Origin of the sequence: Kaistella jeonii, assembly GCF_000812865.1 — a bacterium.
GTDB lineage: Bacteria > Bacteroidota > Bacteroidia > Flavobacteriales > Weeksellaceae > Kaistella > Kaistella jeonii.
Genome location: NZ_JSYL01000003.1, coordinates 228607 through 246840 on the forward strand (window position 1 = coordinate 228607; position 18234 = coordinate 246840).

The window sequence follows — 18234 nt, forward strand, 5'->3', positions numbered from 1 at the left end:
AAAGTGCAGAATTTAGTTCGTCGGTGTTGAGTTGTTGTTCGGAGGTGTGGTGGTAGTGTTAGTTGGATCTTCCGGAGCTTTTTTGTCCTCCTCCTTAACAGCATCTTTAAACTCTTTGATCCCAGATCCTAAACCTCGCATCATTTCTGGAATCTTTTTTCCACCGAAAAGAATGAGTAAAATAATTGCAACAATTAATAAGTGTTGCCAGGAAAGTGCTAATATCGTAAGTGTTTGCATTATGAAATTTTTACAAAGTTAATTTATATTTTTTTAATTGATCCAACCTAAAGGGTCTACTGGGCTTCTGTCATTCCAAATCTGGAAATCCAGAGTATAAGTTCCGTCAAAATCCTCGCCAATAGTTCCTATTGACGTTCCTGCCGAAACCTGCTGATTCGCAGAAACCATCGTGTTTGAAAGGTTTGCATAAACTGTAAAATAATCTCCGTGTTTCACCATGACCATTTTACTTCCATCTCCGGATGCAACTACTCGGGAAACTGTTCCCGGAGCAACGCATTTTGCAACTGTTCCTTTCTTTACTGAAATTTTTATTCCGTTATTCTCTTCTACAATATTTTTGAAAACGGGGTGCGGCTGTCTTCCAAATCGGTGGGTAATTGTTCCGTAAGCCGGCATTCCCATCTTGCCACGATTGGCTGCAAAATTATTTCCGACAACACTTGAAACCCCATAATTTGTCATTGCTTTGTTTTCAGCAGCTTTCTTTTCATCATTTGTTTTTTTCACCAGGTCTGCTTCTGCTGCTCTTGCGGTTGCTGCTTTGTCTGCTGCATTTTTTGCATTCGCTGCTGCAATTCTTGCGTCATTTGCCGCTGCAGCTCTTCTCGCTTCCGTTTTTTCAGCATCTGCTGCCCGTTTCGTATCTTCTGTTTTTTTCGAATCTGCTAAAGCTGCAATTTTTGCGCGGTCCACTTCTTCAGCAGCTTTTTTATCTGAAATATCTTTTAATCTTTTAGCCTCTTCGTCGGCTCTTCTTTTTTCTAATGCAAGCGCTTCCATTCTTGCTTTATTTTCAGATTCTATCTTCGCTTTTTCTCTTTCTGCAGCTATTTTTGCCAAACGTACTTTTTCAGCTTCGGCCTTTCTGTTGGCTTCCTCTTTCGCCTTTGCAATTTTAATTTCTTCCGCAATGATCGAACGAATTTGACCTTCTAACTGTTTCGACTCTGTTTGCTTCTGCTTAAGTTCTGCAGTAAGTTGTACTTCATTTTTCTTGAAGTCCTGCAACAGATTTTCTTTCTGTTTCTTTTCCGCTTCTATGGTGACCAGATCTTTTTCCTGATTAGAAAGAATTGTCACTTTGTCTTTTACAGATCTCTGCTTTAAAGCTACATTTTGTAGAAGTTTACGTGCTGCATCGGAAATCTCTGCTGCTTTTTTATCCTGATAATCTGAATAATCTTTCAGATACTGAACTCTTCTTAATGCTTCTCCCAAATTTTTCGACGATAAAATAAAGGTCACCTTATTCTGAACTCCTTTATTCTTGTACGCTTTAACCAAAACTTCGGCGTAATTCTTTCTTAATACCGCAAGCTCTTTATTCTGACGGTTAATTTCTAACTGACGAAGGTAAATATCATCTTCAATTAATCTTTTTTCTTTTTGAGTATTGGTATAAACCTTTTCTCTAAGCTGAATCTTTTTATTCACTTCATTCAAATAAGCGACAGATAATTTTGAGTCCTGTTGCGTTTTTGCGAGATTTGTGTTAATAGATGCAATTTGTTTTTTAAGTTCTACATTTTGTTTCTGAAGTTCTTCTTTCTTTTGAGAGAATAAAAATCCGCACAGAAAAATTCCTACAAAAATTCCTAATTTCTTAATCATCTAATCTCAGTTTTCGTATAATTATTGGGAACGGAGTACGGTGTATCCATTTTCGAACTCTCAAATCTCGTGTTTTCCAAGAAAATTTGGCTAGTTTTTGTACCTTTTATAATTATTTTAACATTTTTTGGCAATTTCATGTTATCGAAGCCTGTCCAATTAAAATACGAGATTTCAAGTTGATTGGTTTTATTTTTATCTTCTAATTGAACTTGATTCAAATCAAAATCAGGCGAATAATCCATAATCACCCTATATTCTGAGGTTTGACCATTGTTTTCAAATTTCAAATTTTTTGAGGAAGTCAGGCGATAGCCCTGTGCATTTTTGGTCAAAATAAAATCTTTCTCGTTGATTGGAACAAAAGTTTTTCCGAGAAGTAAATTTTGCAAAGAATTATAATCGATAAAATTAACATTCAATAATTTATTCAGGTAAGAAAAATCGGATTCAATATAAGTTTTGTTCCATTTTTCGTAGCCCTTAATTCCTTCCGGCGTTGCAATTCCTCTTCCAACATTTAGAAAAATAGCAATCATATTCATCCACACTTTTTGCCCGTTTTCAATATAAATGGTTGCATCTAAAGTAGGGATGAAATTTCCATTTTCAATATTTACTCTTGAATTTATTTTAAGTTGTTCAAAATTTGATTTTTCTTTAATTTTACTAAAGAACACAGCATTTGCAGCGATTTCATTTGCGGTCCCAATCGGAACATTGGTTACAGTTTTTGTTTTACAGGAAAACAGTAAGGCCGACGCCATCAGCAAAAGGATATATTTTTTCATTCGTTTTTTCTTTGTTAGGAAACAAACTTCACAATATTAACGCCAAACCACACAAAAGATTTTGTGTGGTTTGATGATGTTATGGTTGTTCTTAATTTTTTAATGATTGCTTGTATTGGAAACAAAGTCTAAAACAGAGAAATCACCCAATGAAATTTCTCGGGCGACACCGTAATATTGCGCAGAGTTTCCAATCATAGAATTACTTAAATTACCATGATCAATCACGGTATTTTCCTGAATTAATGAATTATCAATGTTTGAATTGATTACTTTCGTATTATTTCCGATAGAAACTCCGGGTCCAATTTTGGAGTTATAAATTTCGACATTTTCCCCAATAAAACATGGCGCGATGATCATGCAGTTTTCAATTTTGGCCGATGCAGGAAATTTTGCGACATTCTCTCTTTCATACTCCAAAACTTTTCCATTGGTTTCTACCGTAGAGTTTTTATTTCCGCAATCCATCCAGTCATCAACTTTTCCAAGGGAGAATTTTGCTCCTTTTTGCCGAAGATTTTCTAAAGCCGTAGTCAACTGATATTCACCGCCAACTTTGATGTCGTTGTCCATAATATAATTAATTTCCGACATCAGCTTTTCTGCAGAATTGAAATAGTAAATCCCAATAATCGCAAGATCCGAAACAAAAGTTGAAGGTTTCTCCACGAAATCGGTAATGAAGCCGTAATCGTCTAATTTCACAACGCCAAAAGCAGAAGGATCGTCTACTTTTTTCACCCAGATAACGCCATCAGAATTTTTATCTAAAACAAAATCTGCTTTAAATAAAGTATCTGCGAAAGCAACAACAACATCGCCTTGCATAGAAGCTTCGGCACATTTGATTGCATGAGCAGTTCCAAGCGGCTCATCTTGCGTGTAAACAGTTCCTTTTGCACCCAGTTTTTCAGCAATCTTAATTAAAGATGCTTCAACTTCAGGTCCGAAATCACCGATAATAAAGGCAATTTCATCAATTTTTTCGCCCGCAACTTTCGTGATATCTTCAACCAGACGTTGTACAATCGGTTTACCTGCAATTGGGATTAAAGGCTTAGGAACGGTTAAAGTATGAGGTCTTAATCTGGAACCTCGTCCTGCCATAGGAACAATTATCTTCATATTTAATATTTTTCAACTCAATTTTTAAATGTTGAGTAATGATTATTTTATTATTTGTTTTTAAATTTTCGGTATAAAAACTTTATTTTTTTGTGCTTCCGAAACCACCTTCACCTCTAGCTGTTTCGTTTAAATTTTCAACTTCGATCCAACTTGGGTTTTCATGTTTGGCGATGACCATTTGTGCGATTCGGTCGCCATTATTTATTTGAAAGTCGTCTGTTGACAAATTTACTAAAATAACACCGACTTCGCCGCGGTAATCTGCATCGATGGTTCCGGGTGAATTTAGAACAGTGATGCCGGTTTTTATAGCTAAACCGCTTCTCGGTCGAATCTGTGCTTCAAAACCGGCAGGAAGTTCTAAAAATAATCCCGTCGGAATTAATTTTCTTTCTAAAGATTTCAAAGTAATAATTTCCGCCAGATTCGCATATAAATCCATTCCCGCAGAGAGCTCAGTCTGGTATTTTGGTAAAGGGTTTGAGGATTTATTGATGATCTTAATTTCCATATCAGCTTTTTCTAAATTTTCTTATTGTCTCTTTTTCAAAGTAAAAAACAATTGCTAAAAATACTAATAATAATAAGTTTCCTATTATTAAATTTCCTTCAAGTACATAAAAAGAAACAACAGAGAACAATATACTTATACTCAAATATCCCAAAATTTTCTTCATGTGATATGGAACCGGATAAAAATATTGCCCCAAAAAGTAAGAAACCGTCATCATTGAAAAATAACTTAAAAAAGTTCCCCAAGTTGAAGCCCAATATCCGTAAGATGGAATGAAATAAACGTTTACGATAATAGTGACAACAGCACCTAATACCGATATATAAGCTCCAAATATCGTTTTATCAGAAAGTTTATACCATACCGACATATTCAAATAAATTCCAAGAAAAACTGCGGCGATCAAAACAATCGGAACAATCGGAATTCCTTCATTATAAGCCGGATTAGAAAGATAAAGTTTTGCCAGCCAATTTAAATTAACACATAAGGCCACTAAAATAATGCAGTTGACGATCACAAACATATCCATCAACTTCGCGTAAGATTTACCTGAGTTTTCGTTTTTTGCGTGAGAGAAAAAGAAAGGTTCAATTCCCAAAAGATAAGCTTGACGAAATAAAGTTAAGAAGGTAACGATTTTACAAACTGCACCGTAAATCGCCATTTGTTCGGTATTCGTTCCGTCGGGTAATAAATATTTCAGAAACTGCCGATCCATGGTTTCGTTGATAACTCCTGCTAAACCTGCAATCGTAATTGGCCAGGAATACGCCATCATTTTTTTCCAGAGATTCCAGTTGAAAGCATCCAGTCTTACTGATTTTATTTCCGGGAAAAGCAGTAAAAAAGTCACTGCACTTGCAACCAGATTCGCGACGAAAACATAGCCAATCCCAAAATTTTTATCATAAGTGAAACCAAAAAATCCTTTGCTCCCGAGTTTTGGTAAAATCACAATAAAGAAAACGACCAGTAAAAAATTGATAACGCCATTAATTATTTTTATTACTGCGAATTTTTTCGGCCGACCTGTTTTTCTTAAAATCACAAAAGGCATTGTTGAAAGTCCATCTAAACCCAAAACAAAAAGCATCATGGTTAGAAGATTGATCTGGTCGGGAGTTTTAAAGGCAATCGCTAAATCCTGCCGGAAAATAAAAGCGAAAAGCATAAACAAAAAAGAGGCACTAATCACACTTATCGTTGCGGTAGAAATTAATTTAGTGGTATCATTTTCTTTTTCTGCAAATCGAAAGAAAGTAGTTTCCATCCCGTGAGAAAGCAAGACAATGATAATTCCTGCAACTGAATAAAAATCGATGAAAGGCGCCAAAGAAGCGGGTCCAAAAGCATGCGTAACAAAAGGACTGATGACAAATGGAAAAAGGCGAATAATAACGGTGCTCAAGCCATAAATCGCAGTTTGCCCCAATAATTTTTTATACAAAATTTCTAAATTTTTACAAATGTATTGTTTTAATTAAAATCTAAAAAAGATTTGACCTAATGAGCGAAAAATTCTTGGTTGACAAAGCAGTTCTATTCTTTGTTTTTTTTTAAATTTACGAATTGTAAAAATTTATTTACATCCTTAAAATAGTTTTTATAATGAAGAGAGTAATTTCAATCCTGTTACTATTAACGTTTCAATATTTATTTTCTCAGCAAAAGTTTAAAATAATTTATCAAAATGAAGATTATTTTACCTCAATAATTGCCGATCAAGATGGAAATATAATTAAAAAGCTGGATCCATCGATCTATGGATTAAATTACCAACCTGAAACACTGGGTTATTTTTCAATTTTTTCAATTAAAGACGAAGAAGGTTGGACGGCGATTGACATTAATGAAAATCGACTTTTCAAAGTTTTAAACACTGAAGATGGTACGCCAAGTCCCGACGATTTATTTGAAAACAAAATTAGAATTGTAGATCATGAGGATAAGATTGGTTTTGCAAATGATAAAGGAAAAATCATCATCAAACCACAATTTGAGCAAGTTTCTACTTTTTATAAGGGAAAAGCAATTATTGGCAAAAAGTGTAAAAAAATCCCTTGGTTGGAACATGCAACAGATCGAGATTGTCAACATTATTCGACCCAATGTGAAAAATATGGATTTATTAATAAAAAAGGAAAAGTGATAATGTTTGGTCGATTTACTTTTGAAGAAATTGCCAAAAAAATTAATTGGAAAGGTTATGAATAAAATGAAAATTCTTATAAAAAACGCTAAAATCGTAAATGAAAATCAAATTTTCGAAAGTGATCTTCTTATTGAAAATGATTTAATTTCAAAAATTGAAAATAATATCTCAGAAGAAAACGCCGATCAAATTATCGAGGCAAACGGAAAATATCTTCTTCCGGGCATTATCGATGATCAAGTGCATTTTCGGGAACCGGGTTTAACCTGGAAAGGGGACATCGAAAGCGAATCGCGAGCTGCAATTGCGGGTGGAATTACCAGTTTTATGGAACAACCAAACACGGTTCCAAATGCAGTTACGCAAGAATTATTAGAAGAAAAATATCAAATTGCTGCCGAAAAATCTTTTGCCAATTATTCCTTTTTAATGGGTGGAACGAATGATAATTTGGAAGAACTTTTAAAAACAAATCCGCGAAATGTAGCCGGAATTAAATTGTTTCTTGGTTCTTCCACTGGAAATATGCTTGTTGATGATCCAGAAACTTTAGAAAAAATTTTTAATAATGTGAAAATGTTGATCGCCGTGCATTGCGAAGATGAAGCGACCATTAGAAGAAATACAGAGATCTTTAAAGAAAAATATGGCGACGACATTCCTGTTGAATGTCATCATTTGATTCGGAGCGAAGAAGCTTGCTATATTTCGTCTTCGAAAGCAATTGAGTTGGCGAAAAAAACCGGCGCAAGATTACACGTTTTCCATTTATCAACAGCAAAGGAAATGGAGCTTTTCCGAAATGATATTCCTTTAAAAGAGAAAATGATCACCGCTGAAGTTTGCCTTCATCATTTAACGTTCACCAACGAGGATTACAAAACCAAAGGGAATTTCATCAAATGGAATCCCTCAATAAAAACGCAAAAAGATAAAGACGGATTATGGGCAGCTTTGCTGGATGATCGGATTGATGTTATTGCCACTGATCATGCGCCTCATACTTTAGAGGAAAAATCTCAAAAATATTTACAAGCACCTTCCGGCGGACCTTTAGTTCAGCATGCTTTGAATGTAATGCTCGAAAACTTTAAAAATGAAAAGATCTCTTTAGAAAAAATCGTGGAGAAAATGTGTCACAATCCTGCCATTCTATTCCAAATTGAAAAGCGCGGTTTCATTAAAGAAGGCTTCAAAGCAGATTTGGTTTTAGTTGATCTGAATGAAAAATACACCGTTTCCAAAGATAATATTTTGGCAAAATGTGGTTGGAGTCCTTTTGAAGGAACTGAATTTCATTCAAAAATCACCCATACTTTCGTGAACGGTTTTCCAGCTTTTGAGAATGGAAAAATTTCCGAAGAAAAACATGGCGAAAGATTACTTTTTGACCGTAAATAATTTTTTTATGAGATCAAAAATTTTACAAGTTTCATTAGTCATCTTTTTTACAATTGATTTGTTTTTTATTTTAGATAATCAACCGGAACTTCGGTTTTTCACCAAACCACTTTTACTTCCGATTTTGATTTTAATGTATATCACAAGTTTGAAATCAGAAAAAATTCAATTGGATAAATTGTTTTTGGCGGGATTGGTCCTTAGTTTTTTCGGCGATCTGTTTCTTCTTTTTAAATGGGGTTTTCTGCCTGGATTAGGAAGTTTTTTACTGGCTCATGTTTTCTATATTATTTCTTTCAGGAAAAAAACTCAATATAGTATCTGGAAATTTTGGCCGATTATTCTTGGTCTCTTTGCAACCACCTTACTCGTTTTCCTTTTTCCCTATTTAAAAGAAATGAAAGTTCCGGTCATTATTTATGCGATTGTAATTTCTGTGATGATGTATACCGCTCTTAAAACGCACAATAGAAATTTGATCATTGGTGCGCTTTTATTTCTGATTTCAGATACGTTGCTTTCAATAAATCTTTTTTTCCAACCCTTGATGATCCTCAATTTGTTCGTAATGATAACCTACGTTTTTGCGCAATGGTTTTTGGTGAAAGGAATGCTTTCATCTAAAAATTAGTAAAGATTTGAAACAATTCCCAAAAATTTTCGTCTAATCCTTTAAAATAAATAATTTATGTTCAAAAAACTCTCTTTAGCAATTTTCATGTTGCTCTTTTCGCTGCAAACTTTTGCACAAAAAAAATACGAGTGGAAAGAAGCCTCCGGAAATGGTTACACCTACAAATATGTAACAAACGATCCGATGAATGCCAGATTTTACACTTTGAAAAATGGTTTAACGGTCATTTTAAGTCCAACCAAAAAAGATCCCAGAATTCAGGCTTATGTGGCGGTGAAAGCCGGAAGCAAAACTGATCCGCGCACAAATACGGGTTTGGCGCATTATCTGGAACACATGGTTTTCAAAGGCACCGATAAATATGGTTCTCTGGACTGGGCGAAAGAAAAACCGGAATTAGATAAGATCGACGCACTTTATGAGCAGTACAATAAAACAAAAGACGACGCACAAAGAAAGGCGATCTACAAAAAAATAGATTCCGTTTCAGGTGTTGCAAGTAAGTTTGCAATTGCGAACGAATATGACAAGATGATGGCTTCAATGGGAGCTCAGGGAACAAATGCTTTCACGAGTTTTGAGCAAACGGTTTATACCGATGATGTTCCGAGCAGTTCTTTGAATAAATATTTAGCCGTTCAGGGAGAAAGATTCCGTAATCCAATTTTAAGAATTTTTCACACGGAATTAGAAGCAGTTTATGAAGAAAAGAACAGAAGTTTAGACAGCGATGGAAGCAAAGTTTTTGAAACTTTATTTGCACAACTGTTCAAAAATCACAATTACGGACAGCAAACCACGATCGGAACCGTGCAGGATTTGAAAAACCCTTCGCTCATAGAAATCCGAAAATATTTCCACAACTATTATGTGCCCAACAATATGGGAGTGATTTTATCCGGAGATTTCGATCCTGATGTTGTGATTGCGCAGGTTGACAAAGCTTTTTCTTACATGCAAAATAAGCCTGTTGCAAAATATACGTTCACACCAGAAGTTGCAATTACTTCACCAGTTATTAAAGAAATCACCGGTCCAGACGCAGAAAATCTAACCATCGGTTACAGATTGCCTGGAAATAAAGACAAAGATGTTTTGATCGCAGATCTTGTTGGACAAGTTTTGACAAATGGAAAAGCAGGTTTAATGGACTTGAACTTGGTGAAAAAACAAAAATTACTACGCGCATCAGCGCAAACTTTTACTTTGATCGATTACGGCGTTTTGTACATCAGTGCAGCTCCAACAAACGGTCAGAGTTTAGAAGAGGTAAAAAGTTTGGTTCTTGGAGAAATTGATAATTTGAAAAAAGGAAATTTCGATCAGGAATTGATTACTTCCATTATCAACAACATCAAGAAAAATAAGATCTACGAATCCGAAAAGTATGATGATCGCGCAAGTTCTTTGATGGATGCGTTTACTTCTGAATTAAACTGGAGAGATCAGGTTGCTTACGTGAATGATTTATCCAAGATCTCTAAAGCCGACATCGTTGCTTTTGCCAATAAATATCTGGGCGAAAATTATGTTGCGATCTTAAAAAGAAAAGGAGAATCTCCGGCATCTCAAAAAATTGAAAAACCACAAATCACTCCGGTTGAAACCAATGCAGATAAGCAATCTGCCTTTGTGAAAATGGTCAATGAAATGCCAAATAATCCTTCAACTCCAGTATTTTTAGATTATAACAAAGATATTCAGAAATCAATGCTCGGGAAAGCAGAAGTGCTTTATGTTCCAAACACCGACAATCAGATTTTCCGTTTGAAATACCGTTATAAAATCGGTTCTTTAAATGATTTGAAACAACCTTTAGCATCTCAATATCTGCAGTTTTTAGGAACAGATAAAATGTCGGCAGAAGATATTTCGAAAGCATTTTATAAGATCGCCTGCAATTTCACCATTGCGTCCGGTGAAGAATACACGACCGTTTCCATCGAAGGTTTACAGGAAAATTTCGATGCTGCTGTAAAATTATACGAAGATCTTATTCAAAATGTAAAAGCAGATGACGTTGCTTTGAAAAGTTTGAAAGAAAGATTAGCTAAAGCAAGAAAAGATGTAAAAGCCAACAAAGGTGCAATTCTTCAAGGCTTAACAAGCTATGCTTTGTACGGCGAAAAAAATAAATTCAATAATGTTCTAAGCAATTCAGAAATGGAAGCTACAACTTCCAAAGAATTGGTTGATCGAATTAAAAACCTCAACAACTACGAACAGACTGTGATTTATTACGGTCCCGCTTCGCTGAAAGATCTGGACAGCAAATTGAAAATAATGCATCAGGTTCCCGCGAATTTTGCGGTTGCAACTCCGGAGAAAGTTTTCAAACAGACGAAACAGGTTAAAAATAAAGTTTTATTCACCGATTATGACATGGTTCAAGCGGAAACCCGTTGGATCAGAAATACAGATCAGTACGACGCTAAAAAGAATACTGTTGTAAAAGTTTTCAACAATTATTTCGGGGGCGGAATGGGTTCCATCGTCTTCCAAACCATCCGTGAAAGTAAGGCTTTGGCGTATTCTACTTACGGCGTTTACGTGCAGCCACAGAAAAAAGATCAGGAATATTACATGATGAGTTATGTGGGAAGTCAGGCTGATAAATTTAACGACGCAACTACGGCGATGACAGAACTTTTAACCAAAATGCCCGATTTAGCAGGAAATTTAAATCTGGCAAAAACACAGGTTAAAAAAGACATTCAAACTGAAAGAATCACGCAGGATAATATCATTTTCAATTATCTGGCAGCGAAAGAATTAGGCTTGAATGAAGATCCACGGAAAAATATTTACAGTTCTGTAGATAATATCAAAATGGAAGATCTGAAAACCTTTCACGATACTAATTTCTCCGGAAAACCTTACACCTACGCGATCGTAGCCTCAGAAAAAAGAGTTCCGATGAAAGATCTGGAAAAACTGGGTGAGGTGAAGAAGATTTCTCTGGAAGAACTTTTCGGTTACTAAACTTTAAAAATAATTGATACAGAAAACTGCTCCGTAATTGGAGCAGTTTTTTTTTCTTTTAAGAATTATTTGGGCGCCAACTTCCATCCTCCGTTCCCACTTTTTTTGTTGGTGGCTTCGACTCCGCTCAGTCATCATGAAAGACTCATCCGGTAGATTCTCTGTTGTAGATAACAATAAAATGACCTATTGCATATCTTTATCCTTTAATTTGTTAATCTCACTACCGTATTCGCAAATTCGGTAAATGTTTCATTAAATTTGTCTCGCGATATAATCATGTTGTCCAATACTTGACCCACTTGACCAATTTGCAAATCTGTCAAATTGAAAATTGGGGTATTATGAACTTGACTTTGGGCAATTAAGCTATTGAAATCTGCAATATTAATCAAATTATATGGCTCCTCTGGTTCAGCAACTTCTCTAAATATTTCTTCGTCGATAATCATATCGTTTTGTCTTAGAGCAGGAACTAGCCTATCATTAACATTCTTATTAATAACATCTATCCAAGCCTGAAAAGACCTAGCTGGTTCTCCATTTCGTGGTCTATACCTTTGTTGAATAGTTCCAATAAATTTTGGAGTTGTTGTTGGAAATTTATATATAGCATCTTTAAATGCAGGATGAGTCTTAATAGTATTATATGTGGCAAACCAATTTGGCAAAACAGATGTTAATGAGCTAATCGCCATGTTACAAAAAAAATCTGGACTACAAGGAATTATAAAGTAATCGCTAAGCATTAAAAGATTAGCATTTGTAGCGCTGACACTTGGACTCATGTCTATAAGTACGTAATCAAAATCATATTTTTCAGCTGTTAAATTTATTAACTGATTAATAGCTCCTGGAACGTTTTGAACTAATTTCAAACTTCCGGTTAACTCTTGCGCAATACTAATTGTGACGTCAAATTCAGATACATCAATATGTCCTGGAAGTAAAAATAATCCATTCCTATTTGGAAATTCATAACAGTTTGCTGGTTGTAGTGGTTGTAGTGTTCCACTAAAAACTGGATCTAAAGCTTCTTTCAAATTAGATACGCCACTTCTCTCATAAAATTCTTCAAAATTGGCATCATTTGTTAAACTCAGGCACAATCCCGTTAAATTACATTGAGGATCTGTATCTATAATTAATACTTTATATCCTAATTCAGATAGTTTCCAACCTAAATTAAAAGTTGTTGTTGTTTTGCTAACACCACCTTTGTGGTTAAACATTGCAATTTTTTTTGTCATATTGTTATTATTTAATTATTAATTTAAAGGAATTGATTTTGAAATGATATTATAGTTGCCACTCAAATATATCGATTTAGGATCTTAAAGCTTAATTGTCCAGCCGCTAAAATAACAAAAAATCCCTCCCCAACCAACCATCTCAACCCTCCTATTTTACGAAATACACCCCTTCCACAGAAAATATTTAAAAAGAATCGAAACTTTTATTTAAAATTTTACCAATTCAGCAATATATTGTCTAATTTTGAGTAACGCAAAAAGAGAAGAAGAGATCACAATGTTGCTTGTTTTTAAGGGTTTATCGTGGTGGTGCTACCAAATTTCCCGAAAGTTTGTCACACCCTCGCTTTAAGTTTTCGGAGCTTCCCGAAAAGTCGTTACACCCGCGTTTGGTGCTTTCATGAATGTCCGATAGGTTGTTGCACCCTCGCAAGAGACTTTCGGGAACTTCCGAAAGGTCGCCGCACCCGCGTTTGGTAGTTTCGGGTGGTAATCTTTAAAAGAACTATTTTTTCAATAAATAAATACTTTTAACTTAAAAACAAAACCCATGAATGCTATTGATTTACCGAAACTCCGCAACGCAGAATACCTGCAGTACATGAAAGATTTTGCAGGCATCATCAATCTCAATGATCCTGCAACTTTGCAGATCGACGCCAAACTTGCCGCCTTTAACGCAAAAAATGCAGAGCTGGAAGAGCTTTTCAAAAAAGCCCTTGCCAACGACCGTACAAAAGTGATCCTGGCGCTGGATGAGAGGAGAGATGATGCCATCAACGGGATTACTTTTTTTCTGCAAGGCTATTCCTATCATTTTGAGGAAAGCAAAAAACAAAACGCCCAAAAATTATTGGCCAACATCGCCATCTACGGGAGCGGTATTTCGCGCCAAAATTATCAGGCAGAAACTGCAACACTCAACAACATGATCCGCGATTTTGAAGACAAACCCGACTTGGCAGCGGCGGTGACGGCTTTCACTTTGCAACCCTGGCTCGACGAGTTGACGGATGCCAATACGCAATTTAATACGGAATATCTTTCCCGAACGCAGGAATATGGGGACGCCAATCCGGATACCATTAAATCTAAAAGAGAGGAAACGAATGTGACTTACTACGCGCTTCGGAACCGTATCGATGCGCTGCATATTTTGGTAGAAACGCCGCCATCGCCTTATACCACGGTGATTAACCAACTCAATGCATTAACAGATCAGTACAATGTATTGTTGGTACACCGGCAAGAGGTGATGCCGCCGGAAAATCTTGTATTGCCTTAGTAAAATAGAAAAACCGCCTGATTGAGCGGTTTTTTTTATAAGAAATAGCTGCCACGAATGCACGAATAGTAATTTTAAAATTCGTGCATTCGTGGCAAAAAGTTTCTGTCATTGGCTCCGCCGAATTTGTCATTGGCTCTTTCGAATTTGTCATTCTGACGAAGGAAGAATCTCCTCTTTCCAACTTAGTATTCATTACATTTTATAAAATTTCTTAAGACGATAAATTAATCTTAAATTTAAATCAAAATTAAAATATGAATTTGTATACCCAACCAATGCTCAAAGAAGGAGCATTAAAAGATAAAGTAGCCGTCGTAACCGGTGGTGGAAGCGGACTTGGAAAAGCCATGACGAAGTATTTTCTGCAACTCGGCGCTAAAGTCGTGATCACTTCGCGAAACTTAGAAAAACTTCAAGCCACCGCGAAAGAATTAGAAGAAGAAACAGGTGGAAAAGTTTTGTGCGTTGCGTGTGATGTTCGTAATTGGGATGAGGTTGAAGCAATGAAAGATGCGGCAATCAAAGAATTCGGACAAATTGATATTCTCTTAAATAACGCAGCAGGAAATTTTATTTCACCTACCGAAAGATTAACGCATTCCGCTTTTGATTCTATTTTAGATATCGTTTTAAAAGGCACCAAAAACTGTACGCTTTCCATCGGGAAATACTGGATCGATAATAAAGTTCCCGGAACGGTTTTAAATATTGTTACCACTTACGCCTGGACTGGTTCTGCATATGTTGTTCCATCTGCTTGTGCAAAAGCCGGAGTTTTAGCCATGACCAGAAGTTTAGCCGTGGAATGGGCAAAATATGGAATTCGATTCAACGCAATCGCACCAGGACCATTTCCTACAAAAGGCGCTTGGGAAAGATTGTTACCCGGAGATTTAGCAGAAAAATTCGATATGCGTAAAAAAGTTCCTTTAAGAAGAGTAGGAGAACATCAGGAATTGGCGAATCTTGCCGCTTATCTAGTTTCAGATTATTCAGCTTACATGAATGGAGAAGTTGTTACCATCGATGGTGGTGAATGGTTGCAGGGAGCCGGCGAATTTAATATGCTCGAAGAAATTCCACAGGAAATGTGGGATATGCTGGAATCGATGATCAAGGCGAAGAAATCGAATTAATCACAAAAAATTTTATAGTTAAACCCAGTATTTGTAACAATGTTGGGTTTTTTTTATACTTATTACCAAAATCACTCACATGAATCTTAAACTTTTCAAACCGTTATTTACTTTGGCGGTTGCAGTTTCGCTGAATTTAGCAGCGCAAAATGATGCGCCGAAATACAGTTATACCGAAGCTTTCAAACCATTTTTCTATATGAACAATGCTACCGAAACTCGTTCTGCAAGCGGACAACCAGGTCATAATTATTGGCAAAACAGTGCAGATTACGTTCTGAATGCTTCTTTGAATGATGTTAAAAACGAAATTTCAGGCTCTGCAGAAATTACTTATACCAATAACAGTTTTGATAATTTAAGTTTTCTCTGGCTTCAGTTGGATCAGAATTTATTTAAAAAAGATTCCCGCGGAAACGCTGTAGTGCCAATGGGTGGTAGTAGAAATGGTGCTCATGGACAGGATTTTGACGGAGGATATACCATAAAATCGGTAGAAATTCTTTCTGCAAATGGAAAAAATTTAAAAATCAATCCAAAATATACGATTTCTGATACCAGAATGCAGATCGATCTTCCGCAGGATTTAAAATCAAAAGGTGGAGTTGTGAAATTGATCATCAACTATTCATTTGTTTCTCCAGATTACGGTTCAGACAGAATGGGAGTTGAGCCAACAAAAAACGGAAAAATTTTTACCATCGCACAATGGTTCCCAAGAATGTGTGTTTATGATGACATTACAGGTTGGAACACTTTGCCTTACTTAGGAGCAGGTGAGTTTTTCCTGGAGTATGGCAATATCACAGCGAATCTTACGGTTCCTGCCAATCAGTATGTCGTTGCTTCCGGCGAACTGTTAAATCCAAAAGAGGTCTATTCTTCTGACCAAAATAAAAAATGGGACGCTGCAAGAAATAGCGAGAAAACGGTAATTATTCGATCCGCTGCTGAAGCAAACGCTGCAGAAAAAAATTCCACCGCTACCAAAACCTGGAAATTTAAAATTGAGAACACCCGTGATTTTGCGTGGGCTTCTTCATCTGCTTTTATTTTAGATGCGGCGAAAATTAATTTGCCAAGCGGTAAAAAATCATTAGCGGTATCTGCTTATCCGGTAGAAAGTGATGGGAATGCTGCTTGGGGAAGATCAACAGAATACACGAAAAGTTCGATCGAGCATTACTCAAAAAGATGGTATGAATATACGTATCCAAATGCGGTAAATGTTGCCGGAAATCCTGGTGGAATGGAATATCCGGGAATTGTTTTCTGCGGTATGAGTTCTAAGGGTGCTGATTTATGGGGTGTTACCGATCACGAATTTGGACATAACTGGTTTCCAATGATCGTGGGCTCTAACGAAAGAATGTTTGCGTGGATGGATGAGGGTTTCAATACTTTCATCAACAGTATTTCTGAGCAGGATTTCAACAAAGGGGAATATTACACTCCAAAACCGCTTCAAAGTATGGCATTTGCCTTTAACAGCGATCAAATGGAACCTATAATGACGGCGCCGGACAATTTAAAAGAAAGAAATCTGGGCTTTTTAGCTTATTATAAACCAAGTGCAGGATTGCAAATGTTGCGGGAAAATATTTTAGGTGAAGAAAAATTTGATAAAGCTTTCCGGGAATATATCAAGAGATGGGCGTTCAAACATCCAACTCCGGAAGATTTTTTCCGTACCATGGAGAATTCTTCTGGTGAAGAACTGAACTGGTTCTGGAGAGGCTGGTTCTTAAACAAATGGAAAATTGATCAGGCCGTAAAAAATGTTTCCTATAAAAGTGGAGATTTTACGAAAGGAGCTGTTATCAAATTAGAAAATATTGGTCAGTTGCCGATGCCGGTAAATTTGGAGATTAAGTTTAAAGACGGAACTACTCAGAATGTAAAATTACCGGTAGAAATCTGGAAGAGAAATTCAGAGTGGACGTTTGAAGTACCTACTACTAAAGAGATTACCTCCGTTCAGTTAGATCCAAAAGGCAGTTTACCCGACGCTAATGTTTCTGATAATACTTTTAAAGTAGACGGGAATTCAGTAGCGGAAAAAGTAGATTTAAAACAATTCATAGGAAATTTCTCCAGCAAGGAAATTCCTTTAAAAATTGTTACAACAGTTGAAAACAATCAATTAATGTTACAGGCAACGGGACAACCGAAAATTCCTTTAGACTATGAAGGAGCAGATAAATTCGGCTTTTCTGTAGCAGGAATTGAATTTCAGTTTTCTAAAGACCGAAAAGGTTTCACACTCAACCAGGGTGGCAAAAAATTTGAATTTACGAGAGATTAATGGAGTTTAAATTTTTAGACAATTTTAAAAACCGCCGCTCAAAAAATAGATTTTTGGGTGGCGGTTTTTTTTTTGATAGTTAAGTTTTCAAATTTTTGGTTGATTAAATTCGAAAAATTCTTAAAATGTAATTGAAATAAAAAAAACGCTTTGATAAATCAAAGCGTGGCTTCAGCGCATGTTTTTTCATTCAAACATTTTGAGTAAAGTTTCCAGATCATCCAACTATCTAAAATAAATTTCAAAATTGTAGTAGAATTACTACAAAGAATATTAAAAAGTGGGTCTATCTTTGAATTATCAAAAACGAAAAGACAGTAAAATAATTCAAAAATAATTTAACAATTTAAAATTTAGAAATCATGGCAGCTAACAATTCAAGAGGCGTTTTAAAATTTAATGGAGGCGCAGAACAAAAAGTGTTAAAACTTAATTACAGTGTATCAAGATCGACAGACGTTTCCGGACGGCGAAAAGACAGTAAAAAATTCAAAAATAATTTAACAATTTAAAATTTAGAAATCATGGCAGCAAACAATTCAAGAGGTGTTTTAAAATTCAATGGAGGAGCAGAACAAAAAGTGTTAAAATTGAACTACAGTGTATCAAGATCAACTGACGTTTCAGGACGGGTTGCATCTGATCCTTCAAATGCATTAATTAAAATTACCATCGAGGCGACAGAAGATGCTCACGTACTAGAAAGTTTATTGAACGGTAAATACAAGCCAACAACAGGTGAAATTACCTTTAATAAATCTCATGAAGAAGGAACATTGATCACTTT

15 protein-coding genes and 1 pseudogene are annotated in these 18234 nt (G+C 35.8%); 9 read left to right on the forward strand and 7 right to left on the reverse strand.

Annotated elements, in window-relative coordinates:
- Positions 1–12 precede the first annotated feature (12 nt).
- The 6 genes from tatA to OA86_RS07565 form a co-directional block, all read right to left on the reverse strand.
- Entirely contained in the window at positions 13–240 is a 228-nt protein-coding gene (gene tatA, locus OA86_RS07540) for a Sec-independent protein translocase subunit TatA (RefSeq protein WP_039351205.1), read from the reverse strand.
- A 33-nt stretch (positions 241–273) separates the two neighbouring features.
- On the reverse strand, positions 274–1857 hold the full coding sequence (locus OA86_RS07545; protein WP_039351208.1) for a murein hydrolase activator EnvC family protein: 1584 nt from the start codon (positions 1855–1857) through the stop codon (positions 274–276).
- The gene (lolB1, locus tag OA86_RS07550) at positions 1854–2648 is read right to left on the reverse strand and encodes a lipoprotein insertase outer membrane protein LolB1 (RefSeq protein ID WP_039351211.1); all 795 of its coding nucleotides are present in this window, start codon (positions 2646–2648) and stop codon (positions 1854–1856) included. The genes OA86_RS07545 and lolB1 overlap by 4 nt, the downstream gene beginning before the upstream one ends.
- Positions 2649–2747: 99 nt before the next feature.
- A complete protein-coding gene (locus OA86_RS07555) occupies positions 2748–3776 on the reverse strand; it encodes a sugar phosphate nucleotidyltransferase (RefSeq protein WP_039351212.1) in 1029 nt (342 codons plus the stop codon).
- Positions 3777–3858: 82 nt separating this feature from the next.
- Positions 3859–4290, reverse strand: a complete 432-nt coding sequence (dut, locus tag OA86_RS07560; protein ID WP_039351214.1) for a dUTP diphosphatase — start codon at positions 4288–4290, stop codon at positions 3859–3861.
- A 1-nt stretch (position 4291) separates the two neighbouring features.
- The gene (locus tag OA86_RS07565) at positions 4292–5743 is read right to left on the reverse strand and encodes a lipopolysaccharide biosynthesis protein (RefSeq protein WP_039351217.1); all 1452 of its coding nucleotides are present in this window, start codon (positions 5741–5743) and stop codon (positions 4292–4294) included.
- Positions 5744–5904: 161 nt separating this feature from the next.
- On the opposite strand from OA86_RS07565, the gene OA86_RS07570 reads away from it, so the two are divergent.
- From OA86_RS07570 to OA86_RS07585, 4 genes are read left to right on the forward strand one after another with little or no spacing between them, the layout of a single operon-like run.
- Positions 5905–6510, forward strand: a complete 606-nt coding sequence (locus OA86_RS07570; RefSeq protein ID WP_039351220.1) for a WG repeat-containing protein — start codon at positions 5905–5907, stop codon at positions 6508–6510.
- Between the two features lies 1 nt (position 6511).
- Positions 6512–7849, forward strand: a complete 1338-nt coding sequence (locus OA86_RS07575) for a dihydroorotase (RefSeq protein ID WP_082017303.1) — start codon at positions 6512–6514, stop codon at positions 7847–7849.
- 7 nt (positions 7850–7856) lie between these two features.
- Entirely contained in the window at positions 7857–8480 is a 624-nt protein-coding gene (locus tag OA86_RS07580; protein WP_039351298.1) for a lysoplasmalogenase, read from the forward strand.
- 57 nt (positions 8481–8537) lie between these two features.
- Entirely contained in the window at positions 8538–11465 is a 2928-nt protein-coding gene (locus OA86_RS07585; RefSeq protein WP_039351223.1) for a M16 family metallopeptidase, read from the forward strand.
- A gap of 206 nt (positions 11466–11671) precedes the next feature.
- On the opposite strand, the gene OA86_RS07590 is transcribed toward OA86_RS07585, so the two are convergent.
- Positions 11672–12715: a ParA family protein gene (locus OA86_RS07590; protein ID WP_039351227.1), complete on the reverse strand. Its 1044-nt coding sequence runs from the start codon at positions 12713–12715 to the stop codon at positions 11672–11674.
- Positions 12716–13268: 553 nt separating this feature from the next.
- Here OA86_RS07590 and OA86_RS07595 point away from each other — a divergent pair.
- The 5 genes and pseudogenes from OA86_RS07595 to tssD form a co-directional block, all read left to right on the forward strand.
- A complete protein-coding gene (locus tag OA86_RS07595) occupies positions 13269–14003 on the forward strand; it encodes a DUF6261 family protein (RefSeq protein ID WP_039351231.1) in 735 nt (244 codons plus the stop codon).
- A gap of 257 nt (positions 14004–14260) precedes the next feature.
- Entirely contained in the window at positions 14261–15142 is an 882-nt protein-coding gene (locus OA86_RS07600) for an SDR family oxidoreductase (protein WP_039351234.1), read from the forward strand.
- A 79-nt stretch (positions 15143–15221) separates the two neighbouring features.
- On the forward strand, positions 15222–17447 hold the full coding sequence (locus tag OA86_RS07605; RefSeq protein ID WP_039351237.1) for a M1 family metallopeptidase: 2226 nt from the start codon (positions 15222–15224) through the stop codon (positions 17445–17447).
- Between the two features lie 362 nt (positions 17448–17809).
- Positions 17810–17917 (forward strand): annotated as a pseudogene (locus OA86_RS15670) (type VI secretion system tube protein TssD); the annotation flags it as partial.
- Between the two features lie 54 nt (positions 17918–17971).
- A partial coding sequence (gene tssD / locus OA86_RS07610) for a type VI secretion system tube protein TssD (protein WP_039351240.1) occupies positions 17972–18234 on the forward strand: 263 nt, incomplete at its 3' end.